This window comes from Kutzneria kofuensis, from assembly GCF_014203355.1.
GTDB classification, from domain to species: Bacteria; Actinomycetota; Actinomycetes; order Mycobacteriales; family Pseudonocardiaceae; genus Kutzneria; species Kutzneria kofuensis.
On record NZ_JACHIR010000001.1, the window covers coordinates 7,557,268 to 7,573,316 of the forward strand.

Here is a 16,049-nt window from a genome sequence, read left to right on the forward strand (position 1 = left end):
CCGTTTCGACGGCACGGACGTGATCAGAATTACCTGAACCCTTATTTCGGGAGTCAAATCCGTGTTGAGGGGGTAAGAGAAGGGGCAGAGGTCGGGGAAAGGAACCTGAGATGAGCGTGGACCGTGACTTCACGGGGTGGGCCGAGCCGGAAACAGACCGGGTCGCCCTGACGGAGCCCGAGGCGGGCCGTCACCGTGCGGACACCGTGAGCAACGGGATCAGCGTCGAGGAACTGCTGGTCCGGGTCGGTCAGGGCCGGGCCTGAGGCCGCGGCGGATGTGACGTAGCCGACGTCGGGCACCGGCGTCACGCTACGTGGAATTAACCGTCCCGTACTCGCGTTGGACAGCATGCGGACACCCCGAGAGGGGCCGACCGGCTCCCGGAGTCCGCTACTCCCCGAACGTAGCAAAGCAACAGCCACGCGCGCTCGGGACCGGCGAAGACGTGAGGAGGTCATCGTGGCGGAGGTGAGGACGCCCCGGCAGCGGGTCGCAACCGACGGCGACCAGGACCTGGTGCGCCACTACCTGGCCGACATCGGGACCACCCCGCTGCTGACCGCCCCCGAGGAGGTCGCTCTCGCCCGGCGGATCGAGGCCGGCGTGTACGCCGCCGAGCTGCTGCGGACGGGCGAACTGGGGGGACGGACCCGCGAGGACCTGGCGATGGTGGCCAGGGACGGCGAGTTGGCGCGGGACCACATGATCCGGGCGAACCTGCGGCTGGTGGTTTCCACCGCCCGCAAGTACAGCCACCGCGGGCTGCCCTTCCTGGACGTCATCCAGGAGGGCAACCTGGGCCTGATCAGGGCGGTCGAGAAGTTCGACTACGCCAAGGGCTTCAAGTTCTCCACCTATGCGATGTGGTGGATCCGGCAGGCGATCGAGCGCGGGGTCGCGGAGACCTCGCGGGTCATTCGCCTTCCCGTCCACGTCGTCGAGCAGGTGAACCGGATCGCCAAGGCGGACCGGCAGCTCAACCTGAAGCTGGGCCGCGAGCCCTCCCTGGTGGAGATCGCCGAGGAGGTCGGGCTGCCCGTGGAGCGGGTGGACGAGCTGCGGCGGGCCAGCCGCGAGGCGACCAGCCTGGACGCGACGGTCGGCGAGGACGGCGAGACCACGGTGTCCGACCTGATCGAGGACACCGACTCGGTGCGCGCGTCCGACGTGCTGGAGCGCGAGGCGATGACCGAGTCGGTGCGCGCGGTCGTCAACACGCTGCCGCAGCGGGAGGCGCTGATCGTCAGCCTGCGGTTCGGGCTGGACGGCGGCAACCCGCGGACGCTGCAGGAGGTCGCGGAGCGTGTCGGCCTGACCCGTGAGCGCGTCCGGCAGCTGGAGAAGGGCGCGCTGGCCCAGTTGCGCAATCCGGAGCACAGCAGGCCGCTGTTGGAGTGGGCCAGCTGAGCCGAACCCGAGGCGCTTGATCGGCCGAGTGGAGTAATCCTGGCGGTAAGCGCCGTAGGGAAACGTGACTCGGCCGGTCCGCAAGATACCTTCGTGGGGTGTTCCCCCGAAGAGCTCGTTTCCTGGGGCCACGTTCCGCAGCGCTGTCGTCACTGGTCGCACTGGCCTTGACGGCTGCCGCCTGCGGAACGCCCGTGCCCGCCGTGAAAACCGGCACCGGTGTCACCGACAAGACCATCCGGCTGGGCGTGCTCAGCGATCTGTCGGGACCGTTCGGCCCGCTCGGTGAGGCGGTCGTGCAGGGCAACCAGCTCTACGTCGACAAGCTCAACGCCGCGGGCGGCGTGTGCGGCCGCAAGATCGAGCTGGACGTGCAGGACACCGGCTTCAACACCGACAAGGCCGTGCAGCTCTACTTCAAGCAGGAACCCAGTGTGCTGGGCCTGCTGCAGGTCGTCGGCAGCGACATCACCAGCCGGATCACCCCGGACATGCTGCAGCAGCAGGTGATGGCCGCGCCGACGTCCTGGTCGAGCGCCCTGCTCGGCAACCCGTACATGGTCGTGGTCGGCGCCACCTACGACCTTGATGTGATCAACAGCCTCGACTACCTGGTGCGACAGGGCAAACTGCACCAGGGCGACGTCATCGGGCACATCTCCAACGACGACCCCGAGTACGGCGGCAACGCCCTGCAGGGCAGCCAGTTCGTCGCCGACAAGCTGGGGCTGACGCTCAAGGCGATCCAGGTGCCGTCGACCAAGACGGACTTCGCCGCCGAGATCGGGCAGCTCAAGGCGGCCGGGGCCAAGGCGGTCGCGATCAGCACCTACCCGAAGCAGACCGCGGTCGCCGTCGGCACCGCCGCCCAGGCGGGGCTGACCGTGCCGTTCCTGGTGTCCAACCCGGGCTTCGACCCGTCCGTGCTGGCCAGCCCGGCCGGCCCGGCGTTCCAGCAGCTGGTGCTGGTGTCGTCCTCGGTGGCGCCGTTCGGCGCGAAGCTGCCGGCCGCCGAGGAGCTGGCGGCCGCGTACAAGGCCAAGTACCCCAACGGAAAGCCGTCGATGGCCGTGGACTACGGCTACGTCGTCGGCATCGGCTACGGCGCGATTCTCAAGCGGGCCTGCGACGAGGGGGACCTGACCCGGGCCGGCGTGCAGAAGGCGTTCCACGAGCTGACCGGTGTGGACACCGGCGGGCTCACCGCGCCGCTGCTGTTCTCCTCCTCGAACTACCCGTCCAGCCGGCAGTCCTTCGTGCTGCGCCCCAACCCGAACACCGTGGGCGGTCTGGACATCGTCGACCCGTTGAAGGAATCGGACCTGGTCCGCCAGCGGATCGGCTGACAGAGTCGCGAGGCCCCGCCGATGCTTCGCCTGGTTGCCGGATTTCGACCGCCGCCACCCGACGCACTCACCACTCAAGTTGATGCGGCGGTCTAAATCCGGCAAGGGCGAGGCATCGGCTTAGAAGGGGCCGAGCCTGCGCTGCCGGAGGCGGCGCGAAGAACACTGTGGACGGACCAAGCTGGGGTGGCGGCGGGCGCGGTGCGCGGGACTGCCCGCCGCCATCAGCATCAGCTCCTGGTCCGGCGTCGGGCAGCCGTCGGCCATGGCCTTCTCGGCCAGGGCCAGCGGGATCACCTCCGCCAGCCGCGGGCTCGGGATCACCGGCTCGGCGGGGCGCCGACGGAACAGGCGCGCGAGGGCACGCAGACCGAGCATGGGTCCTCCCAGAAAGCCGCGGACTTCAAGTGTGACAGCGGACACAGGCGTCTGACTGTCCGCCGAACAGGCTCTAGTGCCAGAAGGCGGCGATCTCGGCGGCCAGGGCCGCGCCCTGCCGCTGCCCGGCCTGAGCCACCGGCGTCCGCACGGTCGGGTCCAGCGGGTTGAGGCCCATGGCGGCCACCACGTCCTCGTCCGGCTTCACCACCAGCACGGTGGACCCCTGGCCGCGCAACGACTCCACCTGCTCGTCGAGGTCGGTGACGCCGGGCAGCTTCATCGCCTGCAACACCAGCACGACCTCGTGTCCGGCGGCCAGGTCGGCGTTCTCGCCACTGCGCACGCCGCCGTCGATGTAGCGGGTGTCGCCGATCGTGACCGCCGGCCAGATGCCGGGCACGGCGCAGCTCGCCGCCACCGCGTCCACCAGGCTCACCCCGCTGTCACGGTCGAAAACCCGCCCCTCGCCGGTGTTCGCGTCCACCGCGACGATGAACAGCCCTTGCTCGGCGGGCCATGCGTCGACCGGCAGCCGGGCCTCGATCACCTTGCGCCGCTCGGTCTCGCTGACGGTGTCGGTGAGCAGCGCGATCCGGCCGATCTGCCGGCGCAGCGCGGCCCGGTCCGGCGGGTTCTCCTGGCCGTACGCGAAGATGGCGGCCATCCGCTCCGGGTCGACGGTGGCGGGGATCTCCGGCGCCTGCTTGGCCGGATCCACCTGGCGTGCCAGCAGTTCCGCCAGCGGCAGCCCGCTGGCCAGCTGCGCGGCCACCACCGAGCCCGCGGACGTGCCGACGACCAGGTCCGCCTCCCGCAGCGGCAGCCCCGCCTCGTCCAGGCCGGCCAGCAGGCCGATCTCCCAGGCGATGCCGGCCACGCCGCCGCCGCCCAGCACCAGTGCGTGTCCCATTACCGGATCATCCCAGGGTCGAAGGTCCCGGCCGAACGGGCCGGTAGTCGCTGTCGTGGCGGCCGGTTCCGGTCGAGTATGGCCCCATGAGCCTCGATCAGTCCGCCGCGGGCACCGACTCGACCGGGCTGACCGTGCTCGACGAGGCGGAATGCCTGCGGCTGCTGGCATCCGTGCGGCTCGGCCGGATCGCCGTCAGCGACCGCGCCATGCCGTCGGTGCTGCCGGTGTACTTCCTGCTGCTGGGGCGGACCGTGCTGCTGCGGGTGTCCGGCGCCGGCCGGCTGGCCGCCGCGACCCGCGCCGCGGTCGTCGCGTTCGAGGCGGACGAGATGGGGCCGACGGGCGGCTGGAGCGTGCTGGGCATCGGACGCACCCGATCGGTGCGTCCGGACGAACGCGCTGCGGCGAGTGGCCTGAGAAGGTGGGGTGCGGGGGAGCACGACCGGTTCGTGGCCGTCGGGCTGGAGGTGCTCACCGGACGCCGGCTGCCCCTGCCGACAGGGTGATCGGCCGACGGCCGTTCGGCGGTCACGCCGACGGCGTCGGATCTGGATCATCATGGGGTCGCGGGCGGAGCTGGAGTGAGGTTGTGCGGAAGCGGAGACCCGGGTCTGCGCGGTCGGAGCGGTTGCAGGGGTTGCTGGACGCTGTGCTGTCGGTGTCTTCGGGCATCGAGCTGGAATCGACGCTGCGCCGGATAGTGCGGGCCGCCGTCGACCTGGTGGACGCCCGCTACGGCGCGCTGGGGGTGCTCGGCCCCGACCGCACGCTGGCCGAGCTGGTCGACATCGGCCTCGACGACCACACCCGGCGGCTGATCCACGACCTGCCCACCGGACACGGGCTGCTCGGTGTGCTGATCCACGACCCGAAGCCGCTGCGGCTGGACGACCTGACCAGGCACCCCGCCGCGATGGGCATGCCCGCGCACCACCCGCCGATGCGAACCTTCCTCGGTGTGCCGGTGCGGGTCCGTGACGAGGTGTTCGGAAACCTGTACCTGACGGAGAAACGCGGCTCCGGCGGGTTCACCGAGGAAGACGTTTTCGTGGTGGAAGCGCTCGCGACGGCGGCCGGGGTGGCCGTGGAGAACGCGCGGCTGTTCGAGCAGAGCAGGCGGCGGCAGCGGTGGCTGGAGGCCTCCTCGGAGGTGCGGGCCGAGCTGCTCGCCGGGTGCACCGCGACGGACGCGCTGCAGATGGTGGCGCGGCGGGTGCGCGAGCTGGCCGAGGCCGATCACACGCTGATCCTGTTGGTGGACGAGGAAAACGACGTCCTGCGCGTGCATTCCTACGCCGGGCCCAACGGGCGGACCCTGGTCGGGCGGCAGCTGTCCGACGGCGACTCCGTGCTGGCCGCGATCACCCGTGACGGCGTGCCGCGGCTGATCCCGAACCTGGCCGACGCCCTCGGCGGTGAGTTCGGCGTGGACGCTGTGGCCTTCGGACCCGCGGTCGCCGTCGCCCTGCGGTCCGCGGGTGGCGCCACCGGTGTGCTGATCGCCGTGCGGGACAAGGGATCCCGCCCCCTGGAACCGTCCGAGGTGCCGCTGCTCAGCTCGTTCGCCGATCAGGCGGCGGTGGCCATCGAGTTCGCCGAGAAGCAGCGCACCCAGTGGCTGCTCGCCGTGCTGGCCGACCGCGACCGGATCGCCCGTGACCTGCACGACCACGTGATCCAGCGGCTTTTCGCCACCGGACTCGGCTTGCAGGGCACGCTGCGCCGTACCGCCGATCCGGACGTGCGGGCCCGGATCCAGAAGGCCGTCGAGCAGCTCGACGAGACCGTACGCGAGATCCGGACGTCCATCTTCGACCTGCACACCTCCGGCGGCAACGGCATGGAAGGCTTGCGCCGCAGGCTGTTGGACACCGTCGCCGAGCTCACCGCCGATGCCACCCCCACGCCTTCCGTCCGCATCTCCGGCGCCGTGGACACCCTCGTGCCGCCTTCCGTCGCCGAACATGCCGACGCCGTCGTTCGGGAGGCGTTGAGCAACGCTCTGCGGCATGCCCGCGCCACCGAGCTGACGCTCGCCGTCGACGCGGGGGAGGACCTGGTCATCCGGGTAGGTGATGACGGAATCGGCATACCGTCGGATGTCCGGCGCAGCGGCCTGGCCAACCTCGCCGAGCGGGCCAGGGCGTGTCGCGGCACCTTGGACGTGGTGCCAAGGGAAACCGGCGGCACGTTGTTGACCTGGCGGGTCCCGCTCCCCTGACCCACCCCCGCGAGTCAGTTCCGGTCCCGACTCCGCAGCTCCGTCGCCAGCACGGCCACCTGCGTCCGCCGCTGCATGCCGAGCTTGGCCAGCAGGTGCGACACGTAGTTCTTCACGGTCTTCTCCGCCAGGAACATGCGCTCCGCGATCTGCCGGTTGGTCAGGCCGTCGCCGATCAGCTCCAGCACCGTCCGCTCCTGATCGGACAGCTCGCGCAGCGGATCGGCGTCGTCGCGCTGCCGGCGCAGCCGGTTCATCAGCGCGGCGGTCGTCCGACCGTCCAACAGCGACTGCCCGCCGGCGACGGTCCGGATCGCCGCCAGCAGGTCGTGGCCGAGGACCTGCTTGAGCACGAAGCCGGCGGCGCCGGCCATGATCGCGTCGAGCAGGGCCTCGTCGTCGGAGAACGACGTCAGCATCAGGCAGTGCAGCTCGGGCATCCGGGCTCGCAGTTCGCGGCACAGCTCGACCCCGTTGCCGTCGGGCAGGCGCACGTCGAGGACCGCGACATCGGGCCCGGATGCCGGGATCCGGGCCAGCGCCTCCGCGGCCGAGGCGGCCTCGCCGCACACCTGCAGGTCGGGCTCGTCGTCGAGGAGGTCGGCGATGCCACGCCGGACGATCTCGTGGTCGTCGACCAGGAACACTCTGGTGGGCACACCCAACCCTAGTCAGATGCCCGAGATCCGTGGCAGTGTCCAAGGTCCTGTCGAAAAGAGGTGAACAAGACGTGGCCTGCAGGCGTCTTCACGTTCGGGAGTGATCGCACCAGACCGGCGACGTTCGGAGGACCGTTGTGCTGACCCGGCGCAATTCCGGTGACCAGTGGACCAAGTTCGAGGCGACCACGCTGCTCAACGCCATTCGGCACGCGCCCGTGCTACACCCCGAGCGGCCGTACGTGCTCCAGCTCGGCGAGCGGGCGGCGTCCCTGTTCGAGCTGGGCCCGGGCACCCGCTACGAGCGCGCGGGCGTGAACCGCCTGCTGTACTGCGGCACCGCGCTGGCCAACCTGTTCCTGGCGATGCGGGTCCTCGGCTGGCGCGCCACCATCGAGCTGGCCGGCGACGGCACGGCCCCTGACCTGGTGGCCACCGTGAAGGCGCTGTCGCCCGCGCCGCCGACCGACCGCGAGACGCTGCTGCACCGTCAGATCGAGCGCATGCCGCCGTACTGGGCCGAGCCCAGCGAGTGGGTGCCGGACTCGGCGGCGGTGGCCAAGCTCGTCGCCTCCAACTGGTGCCCCGGCACCGAGCTGCGGCTGCTCAGCGACCGCGCCGCGGCGATGGAGACCGCCCGGCTCGTGCTGCACGCCGGCAGACGGATGGACGGCGACCGCTGGTGCGCCGACGAGCTGGCCCCGTGGCTGGCGCCGCAGCAGACCACGCCGGTCGCGCAGGTGGCCGCCCAGTTCGGGCCGCTGGCCACGATGTCGGCCGAGCCGTACGCCGACGCCGTCTGCTCGATCGCCGCGCGACTGGTGGCCGACCCGGTGCTCGTCGTCACGACCAGCGGCGACAGCCCCCGCGACCACGTGCTCGCCGGCGCCGCGATCCAGAACGCCCGGCTGTCCGCGTCCGCGTTCGGACTGGCCATCCGGCCGGTGACGAGGCTGATCAAGCTGGACGAGGTGCGCGAGGGGCTGGCCCGTCAGCTCGGTCACGGCGTGTACCCGCACGCGCTGCTGCGGATCGGAGGCCTGCCGACACACGTGTGAATGCTTTTCCGGCATGGCGGAAAACGCCTCCACGGCGTTCTTCTTGTCGGTACGCTGCGTCGGCCCATCGGTCCGAGCAGAAAGCCATGCTGGATGAGCAAGAACGAGGACGATCCCGTCACGGGCAGGTCCGAACACGCGGAATTCGGCGGCGGTGAGGTCGAGCCGACGTATGCGCGATCCGAGCGCCTCGACCGGCCGTCGGCGCCGTTGCCCGAGGCCAGGGCACAGGCTCGGCCGCCGGTCCCGGTCCCGGTCCCGGCGACGGCCACGGCTGTGGACCACCCGAGGTCGCCGTGGGTCATCCGACTGCTGATCATCGTCATCGTTCTGCTGGTGATCGTCGTGCTCGTGCTGCTGCTGCGCCCGGTCGGCGGTGGCGGCGGCGAGGCCGCGACCACGTCGCCCACTCCGACCAGCACGTCGACATCGTCCTCGCGGCCCGTGCCCACCAGCCTGCCGACCACGAGCGCGGCGACGACCGCGCCGACCACCGGCTCGGCGTCGACCGCGCCCGCCGGCGGTCCGCCGCCCTCGTCCGCGACCCTGACCGCGGGGTCCTACGTCGACCTGGACGCGATGTATCCGACAACCACGGCGTCCAGCGAGGACGAGATCAAGGTCGGCGAGGACAGAATCACTTTCGGCGATGTCGCGGGGACATGGTCGAAGACCCGGGTCGTTCTCGTACCGACCGCCAGCATTTCCCAGGAAGCGTGCGACAAGTCGACGGTGCTGGTCACGGGGGCCACGCTGCTGAAAAGCGATATCACTCCCGATCAGAGCATCTGTGTTTCCACCAACCACAGCAAATGGGTGGTGCTGACCTCGCGCGACCACCATTTCAGTTCCGACGACAGCACCTGGTACGACCAGTACACCTTCGCGACGCAGGTGTTCCCGGGGCCACAACCCACATGACAGGCGGCGTCGTGCCGACCTAGGTTGCTGATCGTGAGCAGTCGACTGGTCGCCGTCATCGTCGCGGGTTCGTTCTTCATGGAGCTGCTGGACGGCACCGTGATCAGCACGGCGCTGCCCAACATCGCCAGCTCCTTCGGCGTCGGCGCCGTCGACGCGGGCCTCGGCGTCACGGCCTACCTGCTGACCGTCGCCGTGATGATCCCGCTCAGCGGCTGGCTGTCCGACCGATACGGCGCGCGGCCCGTGTTCTGCGCCGCGATTGTCGTGTTCACCCTGGCGTCCGTGCTGTGCGCGGCCTCCCAGGCGCTGTGGCAGTTCGTGCTGGCCCGGGTCGTGCAGGGCATCGGCGGGGCGATGATGGTGCCGGTAGGGCGCACCGTCGTGCTGCGTGGCGCAGCCAAGGCGGACTTGATGGCGGCCACCGCGATCATCACCTGGCCCGGTCTGATCGCGCCCGTGCTGGGCCCGCCGGTCGGCGGCGTCATCACCACGTACGCGTCCTGGCGCTGGATCTTCCTGATCAACGTGCCCCTCGGGGCCGCCGCGCTGGTCGCCGCGCTGCTGGTCGTGAAGGCGTCCGCGCGAGAACGGCGACCTTTCGACGGCCTGGGCTTCGCCCTGAGCGCCGTCGCCATCGCGTGCCTGGTGTACGGCATGGACCTCGCCGGCAGCGGGACGAACTGGCTGCTCACCGCCGGTCTGCTGGCCGTCGGCCTGATCGTCGGCGCAGTCGCCATCCGCCACGCCCGCCGCCACCCGACGCCGCTGCTCGACCTGTCCCCGCTGCGCATCCGGACCTACGCCGCCACCTCCGCCGAGGGCTCCCTGCTCCGCCTGGCGATCAACATGGTGCCCTTCCTGCTGCCGCTGCTCTTCCAGGTCGGCTTCGGCCTCAGCGCCGTGACCTCCGGCCTGCTGGTGCTCACCGTGTTCGCCGGCAACCTCGTGATGAAGACCATCACCACTCCCACCGTGCGCCGCTTCGGCTTCCGGCGCGTCCTGGTCGGCAACGGCTTGCTCGTCGCCGTCTCCCTCGCCGCGTGCGCCTTCTTCGGCTCCGACACCCCCTACTGGCTCATCGCTGCCGTCTGCTTCCTCGGCGGCGCCTTCCGCTCCCTGGAATTCACCGGTATCAACACCCTCGCCTTCGCCGACGTCCCCGCCGCGTCCATGAGCGCCGCCAGCACCCTCAACGCCACTATCACCCAGCTCGCAACCGGCATGGGGGTCGCCGTGGCCGCCACTGTCGTCGCCGTCGCCGCTGACGGCCGGGTTCCCACCGTCCTCGACTTCCACCTCGGCTTCCTGGTCGGTGCGGCGATCGCGCTGACCGGCGCCCTGCTGTTCCTGCGCCTGGACCGCGCGGACGGCGCCGTGGTCAGCGCCGGCCGGGCTCGAACCCCCGCCACCCGCGCCTGACCCCGCCGTGCGCCCAGCGCCAACAACGACGCTCATGTGGCATTTGCCTTCACGATCTTGCCGGATTGGTAAACTTGCCAAATTGGCAAGATCGTGGCTACCGTGGGGGCATGACGGGGTTGCGGGAGCGGAAGAAGCGCGAGACGAGGCTGGCGTTGAGTCGGGCGACGATCGCGTTGGTCGTCGAGCGGGGCTGGGACGAGGTCGGCGTCGAGGACATCGCGGCGGCGGCGAACGTCTCGGAGCGGACCTTCCGCAACTACTTCACGAGCAAGGCGGAGGCGGTGGCGGCCAGCCACCTGGAGCGAGCGCTGGTCGTCGCGGACGAGCTGCGGTCGCAGCCGGCCGATGAGCCGTTCTGGCCGGCGGTGGTGTCGGCGGTCCGGGCCAGCGTGTCGGCGGCGCCGGCCTCGTCGCACGACGGGGCGCACATGGAGCGGGTCAAGCTGGTGATGACCCATCCGTCGCTGCACGCCGAACTGCTGCGCGCCGACGACATCGCCAAGGACGAACTCGCGGCGGCGATCGCCGAGCGGTTGGGGCTCGACGCGGAGCGGGATCTGTTCCCGCAGCTCGCGGCGTCGGTGGTGACCGCGGGCGTCGCCACGGCGATGCGGTTCTGGATGGTCAACGATCCTCGGGGATCGGTGATCGAGGTACTGGGTCGAGTATTCGAGGAAATCGGGCGCGGGTTGCCCGTGCCGGAGGGGGAGTCATGAACGTGATCATTTCCGGGGCCGGCCCGAACGGGCTGATGCTGGCGTGCGAGCTGGCGTTGGCGGGCGTCCGGCCGGTGGTGCTGGAGGCGTTGCCGGAGCCGAGCGCCGAGCCCAAGGCCAACGGCCTCGTCGGCGAGGTCGTCCGGCTCATCGACCATCGCGGCCTGTACGAGGCGTTGGCCGGCGTTCCCGGGCCGCCCCGGCCGAACTCGGGCTATTTCCCTTACGCGGGCATGTATCTCGATCTCGGGTCGCTCGACGAGAGCCCGCTGCACGTGCTGCCCGCGCCGCAGCAGAAGATCGTCCGAGTGCTCACCGAGCGGGCGCTCGAGCTCGGCGTCGAGATCCGCCGCGGCCACGAACTCGTCGGCCTGCGCCAGGATTCGTCGTCGGTGACGGTTCAGGTGGACGGCCCTGACGGCCGCTACGAGCTGCAGGCGTCCTACCTCGTCGGCGCCGACGGGGCTCGCAGCGCGGTGCGCAAGCTGTCCGGCATCGACTTCGGCGGCATCACCTACGACCGGCGGACCCTGCGGATGGCGCACGCCACCGTGCCGGCGGACTGGGTGGATCCGACCACGCGCGGGCTCAAGATCCCCGGTTACGGCCTTGCCTTGCCGTTCATCGGCACCCGTACCGAGCACGGCGGCTTTTCCTATGCGCCGCTGCCGGACAAGCCGCCGACCATCGCCACCACCGAGTGGGACGAGCCGCCGACCGACGAGCCGATGACCATGGACGAGCTGCGGGCCAGCGTGCGCCGCGTGCTCGGCGTCGACGTGCCGCTCGGCGAGCCGACCGGGGACGGCCCGCACCTGATGAACCGCCTCACGCGCGGCAACACCCGCATCGCCGCCCGCTTCCGTGACGGCCGCGTGTTCCTGCTCGGCGACGCCGCGCACATCTACGCGCACGGCGGCGCCGGTCTCAACCTCGGCATGCAGGACGCCGCCAACCTCGGCTGGAAGCTCGCCGCCGAGATCAACGGCACCGCGCCCGCCGGGCTGCTCGACACGTACGACACCGAGCGCCGCATCGCCGCCGAGCGCATGGTCGTCTACGCCCAGGCGACAAACGCCCTGCTCGGGCCCGGCAGCGACGTCACCGCGCTGCGCACCCTGTTCGGCGAGATGCTCGGCGACGCCGCCACGGTCCAGCGCATCGCCGACCTGCTCGCCGGCTCCGACATCCGCTACGACATGGGCGTCGACGATCCCCATCCGCTCGTCGGCCGGTTCGCCCCGGCCATGGATCTCGTGACGCCGGACGGTCCGGTGCGTCTGGCCGAAGTCGCCCGCACGGCCCGCCCGCTGCTGGTGGACTTCACCGGCGCCTTGGCTCGTTTCCAGGGCCCGGTCGACGTGATCACCGCCGAACCCGTCGAAGGCATCCCGGCCGCCGTGCTGATCAGGCCCGACAGCTATGTCGCCTGGGCCTCCTCGTCGCCCGACACCGACGGGCTTTCGGCCGCGCTCGAACGGTGGTTCGGCCTGGCCGTGAACCACGTCTGATCTTCCGTCAGCCATCCGTCGAACCGCAACCCGACGGCCGCCAGCTCCGCTCGCATGTCCGATGTGGACAGTTTGCGCGCCGTGAACTCGTGCTTCCAGTGCCGGTCGACATGGTCGTAGTGGACCGTCGCGGAGAGGAGATCGGCGTCGCGGACGATGTCCCGGACGGTGATCGTCACCGGTCCCAGCTGTCCCGGTGTGGAGTCCACATTGCCGAACCATCCCGGCGGATGCCACTGGATCAGCACGATTCCGTTGTCGCTCACGTGATGTGCCGCCGTGGCCAGCAATCCCCGGCGAAGCTCGGCGTCCGTCGTGTTGACGAGTTGGCTCGCCAGGATGACCGCGTCGAATCGGCGGTCCAGCCGTAGTGACTCGATGTCCGCCCGGATGGTCTCGGCGTTTCGGACATGGGCCAGCATTTCCTCGGAGTTGTCCACCGCCAGCACCGGATGTCCCAGTGCCGCAAGCGGTTGCGTTACCCGGCCGGCGCCTGCGCCCAGTTCGAGCACGGTCGCGCCGGCCGGGATCGCCGCGTGGATCAGCGCCGGTTCGCCCGCGTCCGGCAACAGCGCGTAGAGCTCCACGGGACTGCCGTCCGCCGCCGTGTTGTCCACCGTCGTCCCCCGTTCGTGAAGAGTTTCGCTACGGCGTTGACCACTTGAACACGTCCGCCGTGCTCGCATTCCCGCCACACACCACGAACCCGAGCCTCGCATCGCCACCTACCCTCGCCAGGACCCGGCGCGCCGCGGGCACCAGGCATCCGGCCGCCGGCTCGGCCCACACCTTGCCGTGATCGGCCAACTCCAGCGTCCCTCGCACGGCCTCCGCGTCGGACACCAGCACCACCTCGGTGACCAAAGTGGACACATGGTCGTACGTCAGCTGCGACACCGTGGGCGCGCTCAACGTGGACACGATCGACGACAGCGTCGTCGGCACGGGCCCGCCGGCCGCCAACGCGTCGGTCATCGCTTGTGCGCCTTCGGTTTCCACGCCCCACACCCGAATCCCGGGCCGCCGCGCCCGCAGCGCCACCGCGACGCCGGAGATCAAGGCCCCTCCGCCGATGCTCACCAGCACATCGGTGAGCTCGTCGGCGTCATCGCTCAGCTCCAACCCGACCGTGCCCTGACCGGCGAGCACGATCGGGTCGGCGAAGGGGTGCAGGAGGGTGAGGCCGTCCCGCTGGAGTTGTTCCATCAGCGCGAACGCCCCGGCCATGTCCTCGGTCAGCCGCACGTCCGCCCCGGCCGCCCGTGCCGCCTCCGCCGCGCGGGCGGGCGCCGACCGCGGCATCACGACCGTCGCGGCGACACCGAGCGCGCCGGCCATCACGGCGACGCCGATGGCGTGGTTGCCGCCGCTGACGGCAACCACTCCCGCCTCGCGCTCGACATCGGTCAACGTAAGCAGCTTCGCCGCCGCCCCGCGCACCTTGAACGACCCGCCTCGCTGGAGCAGCTCCAGCTTCGCCGTCACCGGCACGCCGAGCAGGTCGGACAACCCGGGGCTGGACACGGTCGGCGTTCGCAGCACGTGCCCCTGGATCCGTTCCGCCGCCGCCTCGATGTCCGTGATGTCGACCACTGCCGCTCCCTGTTGCCGAACCAGCAAGTTACTTTGCCGACGGTCGCCGGTCGTCCGCATCATCCGTCCCATGAACGATAGCTACGACGTGATCGTGATCGGCGGCGGCGCCGCCGGACTGAGCGGCGCCCTGGCCTTGAGCCGGGCCCGCCGATCGGTGCTGGTCATCGACGCGGGCCGGCCGCGCAACGCGCCCGCCGGCAACGCCCACAACTACCTCGGCCGGGACGGGGTCAACCCCCTCGAACTGCTGCGCATCGGCCGCGCCGAGGTCGAGTCCTACGGCGGCGAGATCCTGCCCGCCGAAGCCGTGAAGGCGGCCAGAACCGACCGCGGCTTCACCGTGCAGCTCGCCGACGGATCCACAGTGGATGGTCGGCGATTGCTCGTCGCCACCGGTCTCACCGACGAGCTGCCCGACATTCCCGGCGTCGCCGAGCGCTGGGGCAAGGATGTGTTGCACTGCCCGTACTGCCACGGCTGGGAGGTCCGGGACAGGAGCATCGGGGTGATCGGGTGCAACGCGACATCCCCGCGCCAGGCGCTGATGTGGCGGCAGTGGAGCGCCGACATCACCTTCTACCTCAACGACGTCGTCGAACTCGACGACACGCAACGGAAGCAGTTCGAGGCGCGAGGGATCCGGATCGTCGAGGGCCCGATCCGAAGCCTCGACGATCTCGACCACGAGGCGTTCGTCATCGCGCCCAGGGCGAGGTCCAACGCGGACGTTCTGGCCACCCTCGGACTGACCACGGCCGATCACCCGGCCGGCACGTACGTCCCCGCGGACGGCGAGGCGACGGCGATTCCCGGGGTGTGGGTCGCCGGCAACGTCACGAACCTGATGGAGCAGGTCATCGGCGCGGCGGCTGCCGGCCTCCGCGCGGCCGCGGCGATCAACATGGATCTGATCACCGAGGAGACGGACCGGGCGGTGGCCGAAGCGTTCCCGGCCGCTTGATGGCGTCGACGACCCGGCACGTCCGGTTGCTGCCGCTGCTTGTCCGCACGGATGATGAAGTGTGAGCTGGCAAGGGTTGAGTCCCCGGCGGCGGATGCTGTTCGCGGTGGTCGCGGTGGTGATCGTGGCGCTGGGCGCGGTGGTCGTGGCGAGGCTGTGGCCGGCGTCGCCGACGGCGGTGGCGCCGGATCGGCCGGGGACGGTGCTGCTCGTGCCGGGGTTCGGCGGCGACCGCACGTCGCTGGAACCGCTGGCCGACCGGATCCGGCAGGACGGCCGCCGGGCGGAGGTGCTGACACTGCCCGGGGACGGCACGGGCGACCTGCTCCAACAGGTGTCCGTGCTGGACGACGCCGTCGACGATGCCCTTTCGGGCGGTAGTTCGTCCGTCGACATCGTCGGCTACTCGGCGGGCGGCGTCGTCGCCCGGCTCTGGGTCGCCAACGACCACGGCGCGGACAAGGTCAAGAGGGTGATCACCCTCGGGTCGCCGCTGCACGGCACGCAGCTCGCCGCCGCCGGTGGCGCCCTTGCGCCCGGCGCCTGCCCCACGGCCTGCCAGCAGCTGGCGCCGGGCAGCCCCGTCCTCGCCCCGGTCGCCGGCGCGGCCGGGCTGCCGTGGGTGTCGATCTGGACGGAGGACGACCAGACCGTCACGCCGCCGGACTCGGCCCGGCTGCCCGGCGCCGTCAACGTGCCGCTGCAGCAGGTCTGCCCCGGCGCGCGGGTGTCGCACGAGCAGTTGCCGACCGATCCTCGGGTCATCGGGCTGGTGGTCGAGGGCTTGGCCGGGGACGCGCCGACCGGATGCCCCGGGGCGGGTGCCCGGTAGCCGACGCCCGTGCCCGACGTCGCCGGTCGGGGCCGAATGTCCGAGGGAGGGTGTTTGGTAGGGAATGTCCCGATGCTCACAACCGGTCCGGCTCGGCAT

The 16,049-nt window shown here is 71.0% G+C and carries 17 protein-coding genes; 12 read left to right on the forward strand and 5 right to left on the reverse strand.

Annotation, left to right across the window (positions count from 1 at the left end):
* Positions 1-110 precede the first annotated feature (110 nt).
* The 3 genes from BJ998_RS34525 (at position 111) to BJ998_RS34535 (ending at position 2,756) form a co-directional block, all read left to right on the forward strand.
* On the forward strand, positions 111-266 hold the full coding sequence (locus BJ998_RS34525) for a hypothetical protein (protein ID WP_184867496.1): 156 nt from the start codon (positions 111-113) through the stop codon (positions 264-266).
* A gap of 196 nt (positions 267-462) precedes the next feature.
* Positions 463-1,410 carry a sigma-70 family RNA polymerase sigma factor gene (locus tag BJ998_RS34530; protein WP_312890463.1) on the forward strand — a complete coding sequence of 316 codons (948 nt, stop codon included), beginning with the start codon at positions 463-465 and terminating at the stop codon, positions 1,408-1,410.
* 194 nt (positions 1,411-1,604) lie between these two features.
* Positions 1,605-2,756, forward strand: a complete 1,152-nt coding sequence (locus BJ998_RS34535; protein WP_184867498.1) for an ABC transporter substrate-binding protein — start codon at positions 1,605-1,607, stop codon at positions 2,754-2,756.
* A gap of 120 nt (positions 2,757-2,876) precedes the next feature.
* Here BJ998_RS34535 and BJ998_RS34540 read toward each other — a convergent pair whose 3' ends face one another.
* Together BJ998_RS34540 and BJ998_RS34545 are read right to left on the reverse strand one after the other, a co-directional pair.
* A complete protein-coding gene (locus BJ998_RS34540) occupies positions 2,877-3,134 on the reverse strand; it encodes a hypothetical protein (RefSeq protein ID WP_184867499.1) in 258 nt (85 codons plus the stop codon).
* A gap of 73 nt (positions 3,135-3,207) precedes the next feature.
* The gene (locus BJ998_RS34545) at positions 3,208-4,047 is read right to left on the reverse strand and encodes a patatin-like phospholipase family protein (protein WP_184867500.1); all 840 of its coding nucleotides are present in this window, start codon (positions 4,045-4,047) and stop codon (positions 3,208-3,210) included.
* A gap of 86 nt (positions 4,048-4,133) precedes the next feature.
* Between BJ998_RS34545 and BJ998_RS34550 the strand changes: the two genes are divergently transcribed.
* Entirely contained in the window at positions 4,134-4,556 is a 423-nt protein-coding gene (locus BJ998_RS34550) for a pyridoxamine 5'-phosphate oxidase family protein (protein ID WP_184867501.1), read from the forward strand.
* 83 nt (positions 4,557-4,639) lie between these two features.
* Entirely contained in the window at positions 4,640-6,271 is a 1,632-nt protein-coding gene (locus tag BJ998_RS34555) for a sensor histidine kinase (RefSeq protein WP_312890464.1), read from the forward strand.
* 14 nt (positions 6,272-6,285) lie between these two features.
* On the opposite strand, the gene BJ998_RS34560 is transcribed toward BJ998_RS34555, so the two are convergent.
* Positions 6,286-6,930, reverse strand: a complete 645-nt coding sequence (locus BJ998_RS34560) for a response regulator (RefSeq protein ID WP_184867503.1) — start codon at positions 6,928-6,930, stop codon at positions 6,286-6,288.
* Positions 6,931-7,067: 137 nt separating this feature from the next.
* On the opposite strand from BJ998_RS34560, the gene BJ998_RS34565 reads away from it, so the two are divergent.
* The 5 genes from BJ998_RS34565 (at position 7,068) to BJ998_RS34585 (ending at position 12,561) form a co-directional block, all read left to right on the forward strand.
* Positions 7,068-7,988, forward strand: a complete 921-nt coding sequence (locus BJ998_RS34565; protein ID WP_184867504.1) for a hypothetical protein — start codon at positions 7,068-7,070, stop codon at positions 7,986-7,988.
* A 93-nt stretch (positions 7,989-8,081) separates the two neighbouring features.
* Positions 8,082-8,909 (forward strand): hypothetical protein, encoded by an 828-nt coding sequence (locus BJ998_RS34570; protein ID WP_184867505.1) that lies wholly within the window; start codon positions 8,082-8,084, stop codon positions 8,907-8,909.
* Between the two features lie 33 nt (positions 8,910-8,942).
* Entirely contained in the window at positions 8,943-10,331 is a 1,389-nt protein-coding gene (locus tag BJ998_RS34575; protein WP_312890465.1) for an MFS transporter, read from the forward strand.
* Positions 10,332-10,441: 110 nt separating this feature from the next.
* On the forward strand, positions 10,442-11,050 hold the full coding sequence (locus tag BJ998_RS34580) for an acyl-CoA-like ligand-binding transcription factor (RefSeq protein ID WP_184867506.1): 609 nt from the start codon (positions 10,442-10,444) through the stop codon (positions 11,048-11,050).
* Positions 11,047-12,561 (forward strand): FAD-dependent monooxygenase, encoded by a 1,515-nt coding sequence (locus BJ998_RS34585; RefSeq protein ID WP_184867507.1) that lies wholly within the window; start codon positions 11,047-11,049, stop codon positions 12,559-12,561. The genes BJ998_RS34580 and BJ998_RS34585 overlap by 4 nt, the downstream gene beginning before the upstream one ends.
* Here the strand turns inward: BJ998_RS34585 and BJ998_RS34590 are convergent.
* Positions 12,471-13,178, reverse strand: coding sequence for a class I SAM-dependent methyltransferase (locus BJ998_RS34590; protein ID WP_312890466.1), 708 nt, complete (start codon positions 13,176-13,178; stop codon positions 12,471-12,473). The two genes, BJ998_RS34585 and BJ998_RS34590, sit on opposite strands and share 91 nt — an antisense overlap.
* A gap of 28 nt (positions 13,179-13,206) precedes the next feature.
* Positions 13,207-14,154, reverse strand: a complete 948-nt coding sequence (locus BJ998_RS34595; RefSeq protein ID WP_184867509.1) for a threonine ammonia-lyase — start codon at positions 14,152-14,154, stop codon at positions 13,207-13,209.
* A gap of 70 nt (positions 14,155-14,224) precedes the next feature.
* Here BJ998_RS34595 and BJ998_RS34600 point away from each other — a divergent pair, with 70 nt between their 5' ends.
* Together BJ998_RS34600 and BJ998_RS34605 are read left to right on the forward strand one after the other, a co-directional pair.
* Entirely contained in the window at positions 14,225-15,118 is an 894-nt protein-coding gene (locus BJ998_RS34600; protein WP_184867510.1) for an NAD(P)/FAD-dependent oxidoreductase, read from the forward strand.
* A gap of 61 nt (positions 15,119-15,179) precedes the next feature.
* On the forward strand, positions 15,180-15,950 hold the full coding sequence (locus BJ998_RS34605; protein WP_312890467.1) for an esterase/lipase family protein: 771 nt from the start codon (positions 15,180-15,182) through the stop codon (positions 15,948-15,950).
* Positions 15,951-16,049 lie beyond the last annotated feature (99 nt).

Coding starts and splice junctions, on each gene's coding strand:
- BJ998_RS34525 (WP_184867496.1), top strand. CDS start 111: ATGAGCGTGGACCGTGACTTCACGGGGTGGGCCGAGCCGGAAACAGAC.
- BJ998_RS34540 (WP_184867499.1), bottom strand. CDS start 3,134: ATGCTCGGTCTGCGTGCCCTCGCGCGCCTGTTCCGTCGGCGCCCCGCC.
- BJ998_RS34545 (WP_184867500.1), bottom strand. CDS start 4,047: ATGGGACACGCACTGGTGCTGGGCGGCGGCGGCGTGGCCGGCATCGCC.
- BJ998_RS34550 (WP_184867501.1), top strand. CDS start 4,134: ATGAGCCTCGATCAGTCCGCCGCGGGCACCGACTCGACCGGGCTGACC.
- BJ998_RS34570 (WP_184867505.1), top strand. CDS start 8,082: ATGAGCAAGAACGAGGACGATCCCGTCACGGGCAGGTCCGAACACGCG.
- BJ998_RS34580 (WP_184867506.1), top strand. CDS start 10,442: ATGACGGGGTTGCGGGAGCGGAAGAAGCGCGAGACGAGGCTGGCGTTG.
- BJ998_RS34585 (WP_184867507.1), top strand. CDS start 11,047: ATGAACGTGATCATTTCCGGGGCCGGCCCGAACGGGCTGATGCTGGCG.
- BJ998_RS34600 (WP_184867510.1), top strand. CDS start 14,225: ATGAACGATAGCTACGACGTGATCGTGATCGGCGGCGGCGCCGCCGGA.